The sequence below is a fragment of the Kosakonia sp. SOY2 genome, assembly GCF_027109175.1.
GTDB lineage: Bacteria > Pseudomonadota > Gammaproteobacteria > Enterobacterales > Enterobacteriaceae > Kosakonia.
Genome location: NZ_JAPVXH010000001.1, coordinates 443,637 through 461,400 on the forward strand (window position 1 = coordinate 443,637; position 17,764 = coordinate 461,400).

A 17,764-nucleotide genomic window follows, 5' to 3' on the forward strand; every position below is an offset into this window, starting at 1 on the left:
GTTTGGTAATGCAAAATTGAGTATAGAAAAAGGCGCTGAATTCAGCGCCTTATTTTTTACTTCACTTGCTGGCCTGCTTTTGCGCCGCTATCGGGGCTTAACAGGAAGATATCTTTTCCGCCAGGGCCGGCGGCCATCACCATCCCTTCGGAGATACCAAAACGCATTTTGCGCGGCGCGAGGTTGGCGACCATCACCGTCAGGCGACCGATCAGCGCGCTCGGGTCCGGGTACGCGGAACGGATGCCGGAGAAGACATTGCGTTTTTCGCCATCCAGATCCAGCGTCAGGCGCAGCAGTTTGTCGGAACCTTCGACGAATTCGGCGTTTTCAATCAGCGCCACGCGCAGATCGACTTTCGCGAAATCGTCAAAGCTGATGGTTTCCTGAATCGGGTTATCCGCCAGCTCGCCGGTTACCGGTGCGGCAGCCGCTTTCACTTCCTCTTTTGACGCTTCCACCAGTGCTTCCACCTGTTTCATTTCGATACGGTTATACAACGCTTTGAAAGCGTTAACTTTGTGGCCGAGCAGCGGCTGGTTGATGGCATCCCACTCAAGCGTCGTGTTGAGGAACGCTTCGGCGCGCTCCGCCAGCGACGGCAGAACCGGTTTCAGCCACGTCATCAGCACGCGGAACATGTTCAGCCCCATGGTGCAAATGGCCTGCAGATCGGCGTCGCGGCCTTCCTGTTTCGCCACCACCCACGGTGCTTGTTCGTCAACGTAACGGTTCGCCACATCGGCCAGCGCCATAATTTCGCGTACCGCTTTGCCGAACTCACGGCTCTCCCACGCTTCGCTGATGGTCGCTGCCGCGTCGGTAAAGGTTTTGTACAGCGCAGGGTCTGCAAGCTCTGCTGCCAGCACGCCGTCAAAACGTTTATTGATAAAACCGGCGTTACGCGAGGCGAGGTTCACCACTTTGTTGACGATGTCGGCATTCACGCGCTGGATGAAATCTTCGAGGTTAAGATCGATATCATCAATGCGCGAAGAGAGCTTCGCCGCGTAGTAATAGCGCAGGCTGTCGGCGTCGAAATGGTTCAGCCAGGTGCTGGCTTTGATAAACGTCCCGCGCGATTTAGACATCTTCGCGCCGTTCACCGTCACGTAGCCGTGGACAAACAGGTTGGTCGGCTTGCGGAAACCGCTGCCTTCGAGCATTGCGGGCCAGAACAGGCTGTGGAAATAGACGATATCTTTACCGATGAAGTGATACAGATCGGCGTCGGAATCTTTCTGCCAGTACGCATCAAAGCTGGTGGTATCGCCGCGCTTGTCGCACAGGTTTTTGAACGACCCCATGTAGCCAATCGGCGCATCCAGCCAGACGTAGAAATATTTGCCCGGCGCGCCTGGAATTTCGAAACCGAAGTAAGGCGCATCGCGGGAGATATCCCACTGCTGCAAGCCGGATTCGAACCACTCCTGCATTTTGTTCGCCACCTGCTCCTGCAACGCGCCGCTGCGCGTCCACGCCTGCAACATTTCGCTAAATGACGGCAGATCGAAGAAGAAGTGCTCGGAATCACGCATGACCGGCGTCGCGCCGGAAACCACCGACTTCGGCTCAATCAGCTCGGTCGGGCTGTAGGTCGCGCCACATACTTCGCAGTTATCGCCATACTGATCCGGTGATTTACATTTCGGGCAGGTGCCTTTGACAAAACGGTCCGGCAGGAACATGCCTTTTTCCGGATCGTAGAGCTGAGAGATGGTGCGGTTTTTAATAAAACCGTTCTCTTTCAGGCGGGTATAGATAAGCTCCGACAGCTCGCGGTTCTCGTCGCTGTGCGTCGAGTGGTAGTTGTCGTAGCTGATGTTAAAGCCAGCAAAATCGGTCTGATGCTCCTGACTCATGTCGGCAATCATCTGCTCCGGAGTGATCCCCAGTTGCTGCGCTTTCAGCATGATCGGCGTGCCGTGGGCATCGTCGGCACAGATGAAGTTGACCTCGTGGCCGCGCATTCGCTGGTAACGGACCCAGACATCAGCCTGGATGTGCTCCAGCATATGGCCGAGGTGGATGGAGCCGTTGGCGTACGGCAGCGCGCACGTTACCAGAATTTTCTTCGCGACTTGAGTCATAGTAGGCATTACATCTTCTTGAGAAAAAGGGGTATCGATAGTACCAAAAGGGGAATTAGCGCGCTACGCGATCTGCGGACGTTTTAATTCAGACAGGGATTTTTGGGTAAAGATTGCGCCTTCGGTGATAAGGGCTTTAAGAACGTTTCAATCCCTATATGAATACATGAGTAATAATTAATCCATGCGTTAACGGCATTTATCCGTAAATGAATAATTGTTGCCCGTGGGGTAAACTTGCTGGCTACAATGTCGTTTTCAGAACAACTACAAAGGAGTCGGGATGAGTTCGCAATCCCAGGCCAAATCCCCGGAAGCGTTACGCGCGATTGTCACCGGGACGCTGGCCGATTTTCAGCACCCAACCCTGAAGCACAATCTCACTGCTTTAAAAGCGGTACACCATGTCGCATGGCTGGATGACACCCTGCACGTTGAGTTGCTGATGCCGTTTGTCTGGCGCAGCGCGTTTGAAGAGTTAAAAGCGCAGTGCAGCGCCGAATTGCTGCGGCTGACCGGCGCGCGCGCCATCGACTGGAAGCTGTCGCACAACATCGCCACCTTAAAACGTGTGAAGAACCAGCCGGGCGTCAACGGTGTGAAAAACATCATTGCCGTCAGTTCCGGCAAGGGCGGGGTAGGGAAATCCTCCACGGCGGTAAACCTGGCGCTGGCGCTGGCGGCGGAAGGGGCGAAAGTCGGTATTCTCGACGCCGATATTTATGGCCCGTCGATCCCGGTCATGCTCGGTGCGGAGCACGAGCGTCCGACCTCGCCGGACGGTACGCATATGGCGCCGATTATCGCCCACGGTCTGGCGACCAACTCGATTGGCTACCTGGTTACCGATGATAACGCCATGGTGTGGCGCGGCCCGATGGCCAGCAAAGCGCTGCTGCAATTGTTGCAGGAGTCCATATGGCCGGATCTGGATTACCTGGTACTGGATATGCCGCCAGGCACCGGTGATATTCAGCTGACGCTGGCGCAAAACATTCCGGTGACCGGCGCGCTGGTGGTGACAACGCCGCAGGATATCGCGCTGATCGACGCCAAAAAAGGCATCGTTATGTTCGAGAAAGTGGAAGTGCCGGTGCTCGGTATTGTTGAAAACATGAGCATGCACATTTGCAGCAACTGCGGTCATCACGAACCGATTTTCGGCACCGGCGGTGCGGAAAAACTGGCCGAGCAGTATCACACCGAGTTGTTGGGGCAGATGCCGCTGCACATTTCGCTGCGTGAAGATCTGGATAAAGGTACGCCGACCGTGGTGAGCCGCCCGGACAGCGAATTTACCGCTATCTACCGTCAACTTGCCGGGCGCGTAGCCGCACAGCTCTACTGGCAGGGTGAAGTCATTCCTGGCGATATCGCGTTTCGCGCGGTGTAAATCCATCAACCTCTCCCGTTCGGGAGAGGTTTTTTACTTCTTCAGATAGTGCATCAGCACGTAATCCCCTTCCGGCGAAACGCCCTGTGCTTCGATATGCCAGCCATGGTGCTGATAAAACGCCAGTGCGGCTTTGTTATGCAGCAGGCATTTCAGTGCGCCAGTGCCGGTAAAGGTGGATTGCGCATGTTTGAGCAGAGCGCTGCCGACGCCTTTGCCCTGAAAGGCCGGGTCGACAAACAGGTTGTGCAGGAAATTGTCGTTTTCGTACACCGAGGCGAACCCCAGCCGGTGACCCTCTTCTTCGGCGACCCAGATAGTTTCATCGAGCGTGGCGGCGTCAAAATCTTCCAGCCGCCAGTCGCTGCCATCAAGCCAGTGCCAGCTCTCTTTGCGGGCGTGTAAAAAAAGGGTGCGTAAAAACGGTCTGTCACTTTCCTGCCAGCGGCGAATAATCATTCAGCTCCTGGTTTAGCGATGGTAAAAGATGTCGCCGTTATAGGCTTTGAGGATTTTGCCTTCGGCATCGGTGATAAGCACGTAGTTGCCGCCCATATAGGTCCAGTGGCTACCGGCTTCGGGGGCTGGCAGGTTACGCAGTTGCCACTGTTTGATGTTGTACTCTTCGCTGCGGTACATTTCCGGTACGGTGTCGCCAATGGTGAATTTCGTAAAGTCGGCGACAAACTCATTAATTTCGTAAGATTGCGGCCCGGTAGCGCCTGGTGTAGCGGTTTGCGGTGCGGCAAAGGCCGTCGAGGCGGTTGCCAACAGCGCGCCCAGAAGCATCATTTTTGTTTTACTCATACTCTCTCCAGGTTGTTCTTATACATTTCACGCGGTTGCATAAATAGCACGCCATCATTGCCGTTAACGGACAGTGGAGCAACTACGAAAAAATAACGCTTTGGTAAAAAGTGTAAGCAAACCCAGGGCAGAGCAGGAAAAGCGGACAGCGATTTTCGCTATCCGCTTGTAACCTTTAAGAATAATCCTGGCTAATCGTCAGCCCGCAAACCCTTCCAGCACGATTTTTCCCACCGCCCGCTGGCTTTCCAGCAGCGCATGGGCTTTGCGCAGATTCACGGCATTGATGGTGCCAAAGTGCTCGCCAAGTGTGGTTTTTAACACGCCTTCATCGATCAACTGCGCCACGCGTGAAAGCAACTGATGCTGGGCAATCATATCGTCAGTGGTGAACATTGAGCGGGTAAACATAAACTCCCAGTGCAGCGAAATGCTTTTCACCTTCAGCGGCATCGCGTCCAGGCTGTGCGGATCGTCAATCAGCGCCAGTTTACCCTGCGGTTTCAGGGCGTTAATCAACTGCTGATAATGCTCTTCGGTATTATTGAGGCTGGCGACGTGTGAAACCTGTTTGATGCCAATGCGCGCCAGCTCTTCGGTCAGCGGTTTGCTGTGGTCAATCACATAATGCGCACCCAGCTCTTTTACCCACTGCTGGCTGGCGGGACGGGATGCCGTACCAATGACCGTTAAGCGCGTTAGCTTACGAGCCAGCTGCGTCATGATCGAGCCTACGCCGCCCGCCGCGCCAACAATCAGCAGCACATCATTTTCGTTGCCGCCCTCTTTGATGCCAAGACGGTCGAACAATAACTCCCAGGCGGTAATGGCGGTTAAGGGCAGCGCGGCGGCGGCAGCGTTATCCAGCGTTTTCGGTTTGCGCGCCGCAATGCGTTCGTCCACCAACTGGAATTCACTGTTGCTGCCGGGGCGGGTCAACGCGCCGGCGTACCACACTTCATCGCCCGGCTGGAATAACGTTACCGCTTCCCCCACGGCAGTCACCACGCCAACGGCATCCCAGCCCAGCACGCGCGGAGTATCGGCGTTAAAACCGGCGCGCACTTTGGTGTCCACCGGGTTGACGGAAACGGCTTTCACTTCCACCAGTAAGTCGTGGCCGCTGGCGGTCGGTTGCGGCAGTTCAATGTCGGTAAGAAAATCCAGATTACTGCCGTTCTGCGCGGCGCGGGTAATAGCGATAGCTTTCATCATGGCTCCGTTAATGTGTTTTAGGTGTCGATGCAGATAAGGGTAGTCAAAGCCTATCTGATGAAAAACACGCAAAACGGAGCAGCACTTATCCTTGATGAGTGAAAATCAATTGATCGGGCCGTCCGGGGAGTCCGGGTTTGGCACCGGAATATCGGCGCTGACGCGCAGATCCTGATCGTCGAAAATCATGCAGTGGCGGCTATCAAAGGCGAGGGTAATTTTCTGCCACGGGCGGAAATGGACATCCCCCGGCAGCAGAATTTTTATGTTGTCATGGCCGTAACACTGACCAAACAGGTAGGTGTTATTACCCAGCCGTTCCACCACTTCACACTGAAATTCCAGCGGCGTACCACGCGTGACATCCGTGGAGAGATGCTCCGGTCGAATGCCGAGCGTGATCGAAGCACCGGGCTCCAGCCGCGAGGTGTCGATACCGAGCGTTAATTGATGCCCCTGCGCCAGCGTGATAGTCACTTCGCCGGGTTGCCAGGTGTTAACCGTGGCGGGCAGGAAATTCATCTTCGGCGAGCCAATAAACCCGGCGACAAACTTGTTTTTCGGGTTGTAGTAGAGCGACATCGGCGAGCCCATCTGCTCGACATTGCCGTAGTTCATCACCACGATTTTATCCGCCAGCGTCATTGCTTCCACCTGATCGTGCGTGACATACACCATGGTGGTTTTCAGCTCCTGGTGCAGGCGCGCAATGTGCAGGCGCATCTCGACGCGCAGTTCGGCATCGAGGTTTGAGAGCGGCTCGTCGAACATAAACACACGCGGGTTACGCACAATCGCGCGGCCAATGGCGACGCGCTGGCGCTGGCCGCCGGAGAGCTGTTTCGGTTTTCGGTCCAGCAGATGGCTAAGTTGCAGGGTTTTCGCCACCATCTCCACCTGGCGGCGGATCTCCTCTTTCGGCACTTTGTTCACTTTCAGCCCGTAGCCCATATTTTCCGCCACGGTCATATGCGGGTAGAGCGCGTAAGACTGAAACACCATCGACACGCCGCGATGTGCCGGCGCGACATCGTTCATCACTTCATCACCAATCAACACTTCGCCTTCGCTGACCTCTTCCAGACCGGCAATCATGCGCAGCATGGTGGATTTACCGCAGCCGGAAGGGCCGACAAATACCGCGAATTCGCCATCATCAATCGACAAATTGACATTGTTCAGCGTCACCGTGTCGCCAAACCGTTTGGTGACATTCCTCAGTCGTATATTGGACATCAACGTTCCCCGAATGTAGTAGCCGTTATTTACCGTTTATGCCGTGCGCTGAGTGTTTTTGTATTACGTATAACAATCATCTGGCGTTGCTGCGTAACGGCGAAAAATCTTGCTATGACTATAACTTCCAGTGTTTTTGCGCCCTATATCGAATTTTCATTTCTGTAATGCCGGTCACATAACTCACCGTTTATGCTCGTTTTATTAATTGTTAAAGCGTAGCGTATAACAAATTCAATAAGGCGGGTGAATACGTCTTAAACCCTGCAATATCAGGTGGTTTGTTTAAAAGGTATCCTGATGCTGCGCCATAAAAACCACAAAATTGTTATACCTTGACATGAGGTTGATAATGAAAAAGAACACACTTACTGCACTGATCCTCTCTGCACTCGCCGTTGGCCAGACGGTTAGCCTGTCGGCGCACGCCGCCACTCAGCAGCTTAATGTCTGGGAAGACATCAAAAAGTCGGTCGGCATTCAGGACGCCGTAAAAGATTTCGAACAAAAGTACGACGTCAAAGTTAATGTGCAGGAGATGCCCTACGCGCAGCAACTGGAGAAATTACGCCTCGATGGCCCGGCCGGCATTGGCCCGGATGTGCTGGTCATTCCTAATGATCAACTGGGTGGCGCGGTGGTGCAAGGGTTGCTGACCCCCCTGAATCTGGATAAAGAAAAAGTTGACGCCTTTACGCCAGCCTCGATCAATGCCTTTCGTCTGGATAACACGCTGTATGGTGTGCCGAAAGCGGTGGAAACCCTCGTGCTTATCTATAACAAGGAACTGATTGATAAGCCGCTGCAAAGCCTGCCGGAGTGGCTCGACTATTCGAAAAAACAGCGCGCACAGGACAAATACGGGCTGCTGGCCAAGTTTGACCAGATTTATTACAGCTGGGGCGCGATCGGGCCAGAGGGCGGCTACCTGTTTGGTAAAAACGATAAAGGCGGTTTCAACCCGCAGGATATTGGCCTCAATAAACCGGGCGCGGTGGAAGCCGTCACCTTCCTGAAAAAATTCTATGCCGAAGGCGTATTTCCCTCCGGCATCCTCGGCGATAACGGCCTGAACGCCATCGATTCGCTGTTTACCGAGAAAAAAGCCGCAGCGGTAATCAATGGCCCGTGGGCGTTCCAGCCATATGAAGCGGCGGGTATCAATTACGGCGTCGCGCCGCTGCCGAACTTACCAGACGACAAGCCGATGAGCTCGTTCCTCGGTGTGAAAGGCTATGTCGTTTCGACCTGGAGCAAAGACAAAAAGCTCGCCCAGCAATTCATCGAATTTATCAACCAGCCCCAGTACGTGAAAACGCGCTATATCGCCACGCGTGAAATCCCGGCGCAGAAAGCGATGATTGACGATCCGGTTATCAAAAACGACGAAAAAGCCAGCGCAGTGGCGATTCAGGCGGCGCGCGCAACGGCAATGCCGGGCATTCCGGAGATGGGCGAAGTGTGGGGCCCGGCGAACGCCGCGCTGGAGCTGAGCCTGACCGGCAAACAGGAACCGCAGGCGGCGCTCGATGCGGCCACCAAACAGATCCATATGCAAGTTGAAGCGATGCAGGCCAGTAACCAGTAACCGCGTGTTGTTGCGAAACGGGAGGGGCACCTCCCGTTGTTGAAAAGGAGTCGTACGTGATTATCAGTCCCAGCGAAAATTTTGCCAAAACGCATGGCGCAGGGCGGCATGCGTGGTGCGGGCTGCTGCTGGCCGTTGTGCCGGGTTTTGGTCAGTTTTATCACCGCCAGTGGTTAAAGGGCCTTATCTTCCTGGTGCTGCTTAGCAGCTTTATGGGCATTTTTTACGATTTTCTGCGCGAAGGATTGTGGGGGTTATACACGCTTGGCGAAGAAGTCCCGCGTGACAACTCCATTTTCTTGCTGGCGGAAGGGATTATCAGCGTACTGATCATCGCCTTTGGCGTGATGGTCTATTACCTCTCGCTGCGCGATGCGTGGGTAAACGGTAAAAAACGCGACGCAGGAAAGCCGCTCAACAGCGTACGCAAGCAGTACCAGTTGTTACTCAGCGACGGCTTCCCGTACCTGATGATCACGCCAGGCTTTATTCTGCTGGTGTTCGTGGTGATTTTCCCGATCCTCTTCGGTTTCGCCATCGCCTTCACTAACTACAACCTTTACCACACGCCGCCGGCCAGGCTGGTGGACTGGGTAGGGTTAAAGAACTTCGTCAACATTTTCACCTTGTCGATTTGGCGTTCGACCTTCCTTGATGTGCTGCAATGGACGGTGGTCTGGACGCTGCTGGCCACCACGTTGCAGTGTTCCGTTGGCGTACTGCTGGCAATACTGGTGAACCAGAAAGATCTGCGCTTTAAGCCGCTGGTTCGCACCATTTTTATCCTGCCGTGGGCGGTGCCTGGGTTTGTCACCATTCTGGTGTTCGCCGGGATGTTTAACGACTCGTTTGGCGTGATTAACAATGCCATTCTCGCGTTCTTCGGCATTGCGCCGAAAGCGTGGCTGACGGATCCGTTTTGGACCAAAACGGCGTTGATCATGATGCAAACCTGGCTCGGTTTCCCGTTTGTTTTCGCCATGACGACCGGCGTGTTGCAGGCTATCCCGGACGATCTGTACGAAGCGGCGAAGATGGATGGCGCGGGCACCTGGACGCGGCTACGCACCATTACGCTGCCGCTGGTGCTGTACTCGATTGCGCCGATCATCATCACCCAGTACACCTTCAACTTTAACAACTTCAACATCATCTATCTGTTTAACAACGGCGGCCCGGCAGTTGCGGGGGCGAACGCGGGTGGGACGGATATCCTGGTGTCGTGGATTTACAAGCTGACGATGTCCTCCTCGCAGTACGCGATTGCGGCGACCATCACCATTTTGCTGTCGATTTTTGTCGTCGGTCTGGCGCTGTGGCAGTTCCGCGCGACCAAATCCTTTAAAAACGACGACATGGCATAAGGGAAGAAAAATGGCTCAATCACAAAGTATCCGCCGCGAGAAGTGGATCCGCCTGACGCTCTCCTGGCTGGTTATCGCGCTGGTCTCGCTGATGATTATCTACCCGCTGGTGTGGACGATTGGCGCGTCGCTGAACGCCGGTAACAGCCTGCTCAGCACCTCGATAATCCCGGAAAACCTTTCGTTTCAGCACTACGCCGATCTGTTTAACGGCCAGGTCAATTACCTGGCCTGGTACTGGAACTCAATGAAGATCAGCCTGCTGACGATGGTGCTGACCTTAATCAGCGTCAGTTTCACCGCCTATGCCTTTTCCCGCTTTCGGTTTAAAGGGCGGCAGAATGGGTTGATGCTGTTTTTGCTGTTGCAGATGATCCCGCAGTTTTCGGCGCTGATCGCCATTTTCGTGCTGTCGCAACTGTTGGGCTTAATCAACAGCCATATGGCGCTGGTGCTGATTTATGTCGCCGGAATGATCCCAATGAACACCTATCTGATGAAAGGCTATCTCGATGCCATTCCGCGTGACCTGGATGAGTCTGCACGCATGGACGGCGCGAGTAACTTCCGCATTTTTATTGAGATCATCATGCCGCTGTCGAAACCGATTGTGGCCGTAGTGGCACTGTTCTCTTTCACCGGGCCGCTGGGGGATTTCATTCTCTCCAGCACCATTCTGCGTACCCCGGATAAATACACGCTGCCGATTGGGCTTTACAACCTGGTGGCGCAAAAAATGGGCGCCAGTTACACCACCTACGCGGCGGGCGCGGTCTTGATCGCCGTTCCGGTGGCCATTCTTTATCTGGCACTGCAAAAATACTTCGTCTCCGGCCTGACCTCCGGCAGCACCAAAGGATAACCACATGAAAAGATTTGCACCCGCTCTGCTTGCTGTCTGTCTTGGTAGTTTGTCCGCCAGCACCTTTGCCGCCGACGCGTTAAAGACGCGTCCTTTTAGCGGCATGCCCGCCGATTTCATCAAAGGCGCGGATATTTCAACGCTGCTCGACGCCGAGAAACACGGGGCGAAGTTTTATAACGAAAATAACCAGCCGCAGGATGCGATCGCCATTCTGAAAGCCAACGGCGTCAACTATGTGCGCTTGCGGTTGTGGGTGGACCCGAAAGATGCGCAAGGCCAGGCCTATGGCGGCGGTAACAACGATTTAGCCAGCACGCTGGCGCTGGCGAAGCGGGCGAAAGCGCAGGGCATGAAACTGCTGCTCGATTTCCACTACAGCGATTTCTGGACCGATCCGGGCAAGCAATACAAACCGAAAGCCTGGGAAAAAATGGATTACCCGCAACTGAAAACGGCAATCCATGACTATACCCGCGACACCATCGCCCGCTTTAAGCAGGAGGGCGTGCTGCCGGATATGGTGCAAATCGGCAATGAGATCAACGGCGGCATGCTGTGGCCGGAAGGCAAAAGCTGGGGGCAGGGCGGCGGTGAGTTTGACCGGCTGGCGGGCTTGCTGAATTCCGCTATTGACGGCCTGAAAGAGAACCTGAAGAACGGCGAACAGGTGAAAATCATGCTGCATCTGGCGGAAGGCACTAAGAACGATACCTTCCGCTGGTGGTTTGATGAAATCACCAAACGCAACGTGCCGTTCGATGTCATTGGCCTCTCTATGTACACCTACTGGAACGGGCCAATCAGCGCGTTGCAGGCCAATATGGACGACATCAGCAAGCGCTACAACAAAGATGTGATTGTAGTGGAAGCGGCTTACGGCTATACGCTGGCGAACTGTGATAACGCGGAAAACAGCTTCCAGGCGAAAGAAGAAAAAGAGGGCGGCTACCCCGGCACCGTGCAGGGGCAATATGACTATATCCACGATTTAATGCAGTCGGTGATGAATGTTCAGGGCCATCGCGGCAAGGGTATTTTTTATTGGGAGCCGACCTGGATTGCCGTTCCCGGAAATACCTGGGCTACGCAAGCGGGGATGAAATATATCAACGACCAGTGGAAAGAGGGAAATGCCCGCGAAAACCAGGCGTTATTTGATTGCCAGGGGAAAGTGCTGCCATCGGTAAAAGTTTTTAATTAATTTTGGTGTGGTAAATTTCAGGAATTCATTATGAATAAATTTGCGCCTTTAAGCCCGAAGGTTGTCTCGCTATTGCATGGCGCGGACTATAACCCGGAACAGTGGGAAAACTATCCCGATATTATTGATAAAGACATTGCCATGATGCGGCAGGCAAAATGCAACGTGATGTCCGTTGGCATATTCAGCTGGTCGAAACTCGAACCGCAGGAAGGGGTATTTAATTTCGCCTGGCTGGATGAGGTCATCGATAAATTATATGCCGCCGGTATCCATATATTTCTGGCCACGCCAAGCGGCGCGCGTCCGGCCTGGATGTCGCAAAAATACCCGGAAGTGTTGCGGGTCGGGCGCGATCGCGTTCCGGCGCTGCACGGCGGGCGGCACAACCACTGCATGACCTCGCCGGTGTACCGGGAAAAGACGCTGAAAATCAATATGCTGCTGGCAGAGCGCTATGCGCACCATCCGGCGGTGCTGGGCTGGCACATTTCCAATGAATACGGCGGCGAATGCCACTGCGCGCTGTGTCAGGAGAAATTCCGTGGCTGGCTGAAAGCACGTTATCAGACGCTGGACAACCTCAATCACGCCTGGTGGAGCGACTTCTGGAGCCACACCTACAGTGACTGGTCGCAGATCCAGTCACCGGCGCCGCAGGGGGAAGTCTCCATTCACGGGCTGAACCTCGACTGGCGGCGTTTTAACACCGCGCAGGTAACCGATTTTTGCCGCCATGAAGTGGCCCCGCTGAAAGCCGCCAATGCGGCACTGCCGGTGACCACCAATTTTATGGAGTATTTCTACGATTACGACTACTGGCAGCTGGCTGAAGCGATCGATTTTATCTCCTGGGACAGCTACCCGATGTGGCACCGGGATAAAGACGAAACGGCGCTGGCTTGCTACACCGCCATGTATCACGACATGATGCGCACGCTGAAAGGCGGCAAACCGTTTGTGCTGATGGAGTCGACGCCGAGCGTCACCAACTGGCAGCCGACCAGCAAGCTGAAAAAGCCGGGAATGCACATTCTCTCGTCGCTGCAGGCGGTGGCGCACGGTGCCGATTCAGTGCAGTACTTCCAGTGGCGTAAAAGTCGTGGTTCGGTCGAGAAGTTCCACGGCGCGGTTATCGATCACGTCGGGCATCTGGATACGCGCGTGGGGCGTGAAGTGTGCGCGCTGGGCGACATGCTCAGCAAACTCACCCCGGTAATGGGGTGCCGAACCGATGCCCGCGTGGCAATTATCTTCGATCAGCAGAACCGCTGGGCGCTGGATGACGCCGAAGGGCCGCGCAATAAAGGCCTGGAGTATGAAAAAACGGTTAACGAGCACTATCGCCCGTTCTGGGAAAAAGGCATTGCCGTGGATGTGATCAATGCCGATGCCGATCTCAGTCGTTACCAGCTGGTGATTGCGCCGATGCTGTATATGGTGCGCGACGGTTTTGCCGGGCGAGCAGAAGCGTTTGTCGCGGCGGGCGGTCATCTGGTGACCTCCTACTGGACCGGCGTGGTCAATGAAAGCGATCTCTGTTATCTCGGCGGTTTTCCTGGCCCGCTGCGCAAATTGCTGGGTATCTGGGCAGAAGAGATTGATTGCCTGGACGACAACGAGCGCAATCTGGTGCAGGGGCTGGCGGGTAACGAGGCCGGATTACAGGGGCCGTATCAGGTGCGCCATCTGTGTGAGTTGATCCATACCGAGAGCGCGCAGGCGCTGGCAACCTACCGGGATGATTTCTACGCCGGGCGACCCGCCGTGACGGTCAATCATGTCGGCAAAGGCAAGGCCTGGCACGTCGCATCACGCAACGATCTCGCCTTCCAGCGTGATTTCTTCGCCAACATTATTGAGGAGTTGGAGTTGCCGCGCGCGTTGCAACACGATTTGCCGCCGGGCGTCGTTGCCACGGCGCGTACGGATGGCGAAAGCACGTTTGTCTTTATTCAGAACTTTAGCGCCCAGCAGCAGGTGATAACGCTGCCTGACGGTTATCAGGATTGTTTATCCGGTTCGTCGGTCAGCGGCGCGATGTCGCTGGCTCCCTGGGATTGCCGGGTTATTCGCCGTAACGCATAAGTGAACCTTCCGCGCCTGCCCATTCGGGCAGGCGTTTTTTTATCTGCTGATTATCAGGAGACTATTATGGTGAGCCTTAAATCCTTCCTGCACTACTTCTCTGAAGCGAAAAATGCGGCAACAACGACGATTAGTGAGGGGGAATTGCAGAAAATCCAGCGACTGGCGCAAGCCTTTGGTGGCGCGCCGAATATTGCGCATGTGGATGCCTGCTTAACCCGTTTGCGCGTCACGGTAAACGATCTGGCTATTGTCGATTCTCAGGCGCTACAAAATGAAGGGGCGCTGGGGGTGATTATTCTCGGGCAAGAAGTTCATGCTATTTTTGGCAAACAGTCTGACGCGCTACGTAAATTGCTTGATGAACATTTCTCCTCTCGCTAATAGATAAAAAAGGGATACCTGCATGGGTATCCCGAAATAAAACAGTGGCAACTTTGCTCAGTTTGCGGAGATAAAATAAATAATGATGTTACTCGTTAATACAGACAACATGGTGCGTTATCCTACTGCGGCATAATAGTTTCCCGGTATTGGCTTATTAGAATAAATCGCCAGAGCAAACAAATTTAACCAACAAAGCGATAACGTGCAGGATGAAGCGTATTACCACCAGGCCTCAACCTGAACACCGAAGTTCCAGGTATTATTTTTCGTTCCATCTTCAAATGATTTCCCGTCTTCCGAATCATTTAAATAGGAGGCGAAAAGGCGTAATTCAGGACGAGACATAAATTCTGGGCCATCCGCCAGACCGACAGCAAAAGTATATTTTTCGCCGCTCTGTTTGTAGTGAGTACCGTTTTTATAATCATCTTTCTGGTAGAAGCCGCCGACTTCACCAATCAGGCGTACATAATTGGTGAGCTGATACTGGGCGCGGCCAACCAGCGAAACCAGACGTGTTTTGTCGGTGTATTCGGTAATGTCGTTGGCCGAGCCGTATGTCAGCACGTGGTTCAGCGAGAACTTATCGGTAATCGGAATCAGGCCGGTGTTAATCACGCGATAGCCGCTGGCGTCATTAACGTAATGCCACATGTCGTACCAGCCGCCGCCCTGCGACACCATGTTCTGCGCCAGCCCTTTGTTAGCGTATTGCAGCACCAGCTTGTTGTAACCGCCAAACATATCCTGGCTGATTTCACCGGTTACCATCACGCCATCATCGGCTTCATACAGGCCGCCATATTGTTTCTGTTTTTTGGTCGGGTTTGGCATGGCGTAATCAACGCCGAACTCGGTCCACGCGCCTGACCACGGTTTCCAGCCCGCGTAACGCAGGTCGATGTAGTTGATGTTGACGTCGTTATCGTTATCCACGCGGTAATCGACATCGTTGGCGTCGCCACGGATCCACGCCACGGATACTGCGCCCGGGCCTAAGGTGTAGTTTTCAACGCCTGCGCCGGAACCGGAAATGTTCCAGTATTTGGTATCGATAATGTGCAGATCGTGGCGCTGGTAGTAACGTTTACCGCCCCAGATCACCGCGTTGGGATCGTTAGGGATAAGCCCTTTGATTTGCAGGTTTAACTGGCGCAAACCGAATTGGGCATCATCGCCAATGGTGGTTTCGTTATCGTTGGAGCCGTCGGAAACCATGCTCACCATGGTGTCGAGGTAAAAGCTCACTTCGTCTTTTTTATACACTTCCGAGCCCAGTTCCACCTCCCCGTAAGTATCGGATTCGTTACCGAGGCGGCCGAGTTTGTTTTTCTGCCACTCCACCTGTCCGCCATCGCCCGACACGCCTACGCCGCCGCGCAGGTAACCGTGAAAGTCGATAGGCACCGATGAGGCGGCCAGGATAGATGGTGAAGTCAGCGCAGCGGCTAACGCAAGTGTGAGAGTGCGTAGCGTAGTGTTCATATCATTCCTCTTATTGTTTTGTATTACGTTCACATAAACGCTGTCATAAAATGCCTAAATGTAAAAACAGGCAAACTAACGATTGCGAATGTGTGATTAAGTGCAAATAAATCAGCGTTTTTTGTTACGGGTAGCGAATTCGTTCACAATGTTCGCTATTGTGAGCGTGATACTTATTTGGCAAAAAAGAGACGAGGAAAAGTGTGGTGAGCGTTTTTTTAGATGGCCCCTGTTACAATCGGCGCATAACAACATAAGGAACCGGACCATGAAGTCTAAAAGTGCGACGTTAGAAGACGTTGCCCGCCATGCGGGTGTCTCCTATCAGACCGTGTCCAGGGTACTCAACAAATCTGCCAATGTATCCGAAGCCACGCGTCTCAAGGTTGAGAAATCCATAGAGTTATTGCGCTACGTCCCCAACAGGCTGGCTCAACAGTTGGTCGGCAAGCAGAGCCAGACCATTGGGCTGGTGACCACTTCGCTGGCGCTGCACGCGCCATCGCAGGTGGCCGCGGCGGTAAAACGCTACGCCAACCTCGATGGTTACCAGGTGCTGATCTCGATGATTGATGAGAACGTCAATCATGATATCCAGTCTGCTATCAACGAACTGAAGTCACAGCTTGTCGATAAAGTGATCATCAACGTGCCGCTGGAGACCGAACAGGCGCAGCGCATCGCGTCTGACAACGATGATATCGTCTGTCTGTTTCTCGATGTTGATCCTTACAGTTCGGTGTTTAACGTTTCGTTTAACCCGGCAGACGGAACCCGTGCCAGCGTCAAACACCTGTACGATATGGGGCACCGGGAGATTGCCTTACTGGCCGGACCGGAGAGTTCCGTCTCTGCGAAGCTGCGCCTGAAAAGCTGGATCGAAACCCTTAACGGCTATGGACTGAAACCGGTGATGGTTTTCCACGGTAACTGGGACGCGCAGAGTGGTTACGCCGGTGCGCTACAGATGCTGCGTGAAACGCCAAACTTTACCGCCGTGTTGGTAGGTAACGACCAGATGGCGCTGGGCGTATTAAGCGCGTTTCATCAGCACCAGGTGGCGATCCCCGGTGAGAAATCGGTCATCGGTTACGACGACACCTACGAAAGCTCGTTCTTTTATCCGGCGCTGACCACCGTCTCGCTGGATCTTGATTTACAGGGTAAGGAAGCGGTTCGGCGGCTGCTCGACAGCGGTCACGGTGATGCCACTCGAAGCTCTTCGGTACTGCCGGCGCGGCTCATTGTGCGCCATTCCACGGGGGCACTGCAGGCGCAGGACACCAACCTGCAAGAGATTGCCCAGCAACTGCAAGCCATTGCGCACAAGTTATGGAAATGATCGCACTTTAATGTCGCCTGTCACCCGGCATGTGTGCCGGGTGATATCACCGTACCGGTTCACTTTACAATCCCTTATTCCGTCTTTCCGCCATGTCTATATTTTCGGGCTTGCGCTGAGGCTGCATTTATTTTCGGATTTTTAATTTTATTAATTAACAGAAAAATAACAGGCAACTTGTTAATATTTCTCAATTCATTGAATGCAATAAACGGCAAGTAAAAAATGCTCTTGCCTGGTAGCGGTTCATCAATTTGCTGTTAAGATAACACTTGCGTGAGGATTAATGTCGACGTTTTAGTGGAAGTTTTATTAAGCGTTTACTTAATTGATAAACACCTTGTGGTCTTAGCGGTAACAGTAAATTGGATATATTTAATATTTTAACTTTCGGGCGTTATTTTTCGATGTGATAGCGTTTTATTTTATCTGTTCCATTAATTTATCTTCCACGACTGTCACGAATTATGCAGTTGGTGTCGTGGTGCGTTCGCATTAGCTGTAGGGCATTCTGTCCGTATTTGACCGGAATAGATTACAGGAACGCTTATTTTTAAATATAAGGAAGTTCTATATGGAAAGGATGGGGAAATCTAATTCAGGTAAGTTAGTACCGCAATTCTCTGTAACCTCGCAACCCGGCATGGCGCACTACCCACTCAATAGCGTGCCGAATATGAAAACCCCACTTACGCGCCTTTCC

The 17,764-nt window shown here is 53.6% G+C and carries 14 protein-coding genes; 8 read left to right on the plus strand and 6 right to left on the minus strand.

The window, feature by feature from the left end; translation table 11 throughout:
• Positions 1–56: 56 nt before the first annotated feature.
• Positions 57–2,090, minus strand: coding sequence for a methionine--tRNA ligase (gene metG, locus O3S68_RS02060; RefSeq protein WP_249882778.1), 2,034 nt, complete (start codon positions 2,088–2,090; stop codon positions 57–59).
• Positions 2,091–2,373: 283 nt separating this feature from the next.
• On the opposite strand from metG, the gene apbC reads away from it, so the two are divergent.
• Complete coding sequence (gene apbC / locus O3S68_RS02065; protein ID WP_269230690.1) at positions 2,374–3,483, plus strand: iron-sulfur cluster carrier protein ApbC; 1,110 nt, start codon at positions 2,374–2,376, stop codon at positions 3,481–3,483.
• A gap of 33 nt (positions 3,484–3,516) precedes the next feature.
• Here apbC and O3S68_RS02070 read toward each other — a convergent pair whose 3' ends face one another.
• The 4 genes from O3S68_RS02070 to O3S68_RS02085 all read right to left on the minus strand — a co-directional run bounded on the left by O3S68_RS02070 (position 3,517) and on the right by O3S68_RS02085 (position 6,741).
• Positions 3,517–3,942, minus strand: a complete 426-nt coding sequence (locus tag O3S68_RS02070) for a GNAT family N-acetyltransferase (protein ID WP_020454354.1) — start codon at positions 3,940–3,942, stop codon at positions 3,517–3,519.
• 12 nt (positions 3,943–3,954) lie between these two features.
• Positions 3,955–4,290: an RcnB family protein gene (locus O3S68_RS02075; RefSeq protein ID WP_020454353.1), complete on the minus strand. Its 336-nt coding sequence runs from the start codon at positions 4,288–4,290 to the stop codon at positions 3,955–3,957.
• Positions 4,291–4,488: 198 nt separating this feature from the next.
• Complete coding sequence (locus O3S68_RS02080) at positions 4,489–5,502, minus strand: zinc-binding alcohol dehydrogenase family protein (protein WP_020454352.1); 1,014 nt, start codon at positions 5,500–5,502, stop codon at positions 4,489–4,491.
• Between the two features lie 108 nt (positions 5,503–5,610).
• Positions 5,611–6,741 carry an ABC transporter ATP-binding protein gene (locus tag O3S68_RS02085; protein WP_269230691.1) on the minus strand — a complete coding sequence of 377 codons (1,131 nt, stop codon included), beginning with the start codon at positions 6,739–6,741 and terminating at the stop codon, positions 5,611–5,613.
• A gap of 352 nt (positions 6,742–7,093) precedes the next feature.
• On the opposite strand from O3S68_RS02085, the gene O3S68_RS02090 reads away from it, so the two are divergent.
• From O3S68_RS02090 to O3S68_RS02115, 6 genes are all read left to right on the plus strand, one after another.
• A complete protein-coding gene (locus tag O3S68_RS02090; RefSeq protein ID WP_269230692.1) occupies positions 7,094–8,329 on the plus strand; it encodes an extracellular solute-binding protein in 1,236 nt (411 codons plus the stop codon).
• Positions 8,330–8,385: 56 nt separating this feature from the next.
• On the plus strand, positions 8,386–9,693 hold the full coding sequence (locus O3S68_RS02095; RefSeq protein ID WP_020454349.1) for a carbohydrate ABC transporter permease: 1,308 nt from the start codon (positions 8,386–8,388) through the stop codon (positions 9,691–9,693).
• Between the two features lie 10 nt (positions 9,694–9,703).
• The gene (locus O3S68_RS02100; RefSeq protein ID WP_269230693.1) at positions 9,704–10,555 is read left to right on the plus strand and encodes a sugar ABC transporter permease; all 852 of its coding nucleotides are present in this window, start codon (positions 9,704–9,706) and stop codon (positions 10,553–10,555) included.
• Positions 10,556–10,559: 4 nt separating this feature from the next.
• Entirely contained in the window at positions 10,560–11,759 is a 1,200-nt protein-coding gene (locus tag O3S68_RS02105) for a glycoside hydrolase family 53 protein (RefSeq protein WP_097407474.1), read from the plus strand.
• 30 nt (positions 11,760–11,789) lie between these two features.
• Positions 11,790–13,847 (plus strand): beta-galactosidase, encoded by a 2,058-nt coding sequence (locus O3S68_RS02110; RefSeq protein ID WP_269230694.1) that lies wholly within the window; start codon positions 11,790–11,792, stop codon positions 13,845–13,847.
• A gap of 66 nt (positions 13,848–13,913) precedes the next feature.
• A complete protein-coding gene (locus O3S68_RS02115; protein WP_269230695.1) occupies positions 13,914–14,231 on the plus strand; it encodes a glucose PTS transporter subunit EIIB in 318 nt (105 codons plus the stop codon).
• A 222-nt stretch (positions 14,232–14,453) separates the two neighbouring features.
• On the opposite strand, the gene O3S68_RS02120 is transcribed toward O3S68_RS02115, so the two are convergent.
• The gene (locus O3S68_RS02120) at positions 14,454–15,719 is read right to left on the minus strand and encodes a maltoporin (protein WP_020454344.1); all 1,266 of its coding nucleotides are present in this window, start codon (positions 15,717–15,719) and stop codon (positions 14,454–14,456) included.
• 268 nt (positions 15,720–15,987) lie between these two features.
• Between O3S68_RS02120 and O3S68_RS02125 the strand changes: the two genes are divergently transcribed.
• Complete coding sequence (locus tag O3S68_RS02125; protein WP_269230696.1) at positions 15,988–17,061, plus strand: LacI family DNA-binding transcriptional regulator; 1,074 nt, start codon at positions 15,988–15,990, stop codon at positions 17,059–17,061.
• Positions 17,062–17,764: the final 703 nt, after the last annotated feature.

Coding starts and splice junctions, on each gene's coding strand:
- metG (WP_249882778.1), bottom strand. CDS start 2,090: ATGACTCAAGTCGCGAAGAAAATTCTGGTAACGTGCGCGCTGCCGTAC.
- apbC (WP_269230690.1), top strand. CDS start 2,374: ATGAGTTCGCAATCCCAGGCCAAATCCCCGGAAGCGTTACGCGCGATT.
- O3S68_RS02070 (WP_020454354.1), bottom strand. CDS start 3,942: ATGATTATTCGCCGCTGGCAGGAAAGTGACAGACCGTTTTTACGCACC.
- O3S68_RS02075 (WP_020454353.1), bottom strand. CDS start 4,290: ATGAGTAAAACAAAAATGATGCTTCTGGGCGCGCTGTTGGCAACCGCC.
- O3S68_RS02080 (WP_020454352.1), bottom strand. CDS start 5,502: ATGAAAGCTATCGCTATTACCCGCGCCGCGCAGAACGGCAGTAATCTG.
- O3S68_RS02085 (WP_269230691.1), bottom strand. CDS start 6,741: ATGTCCAATATACGACTGAGGAATGTCACCAAACGGTTTGGCGACACG.
- O3S68_RS02090 (WP_269230692.1), top strand. CDS start 7,094: ATGAAAAAGAACACACTTACTGCACTGATCCTCTCTGCACTCGCCGTT.
- O3S68_RS02100 (WP_269230693.1), top strand. CDS start 9,704: ATGGCTCAATCACAAAGTATCCGCCGCGAGAAGTGGATCCGCCTGACG.
- O3S68_RS02105 (WP_097407474.1), top strand. CDS start 10,560: ATGAAAAGATTTGCACCCGCTCTGCTTGCTGTCTGTCTTGGTAGTTTG.
- O3S68_RS02110 (WP_269230694.1), top strand. CDS start 11,790: ATGAATAAATTTGCGCCTTTAAGCCCGAAGGTTGTCTCGCTATTGCAT.
- O3S68_RS02115 (WP_269230695.1), top strand. CDS start 13,914: ATGGTGAGCCTTAAATCCTTCCTGCACTACTTCTCTGAAGCGAAAAAT.
- O3S68_RS02120 (WP_020454344.1), bottom strand. CDS start 15,719: ATGAACACTACGCTACGCACTCTCACACTTGCGTTAGCCGCTGCGCTG.
- O3S68_RS02125 (WP_269230696.1), top strand. CDS start 15,988: ATGAAGTCTAAAAGTGCGACGTTAGAAGACGTTGCCCGCCATGCGGGT.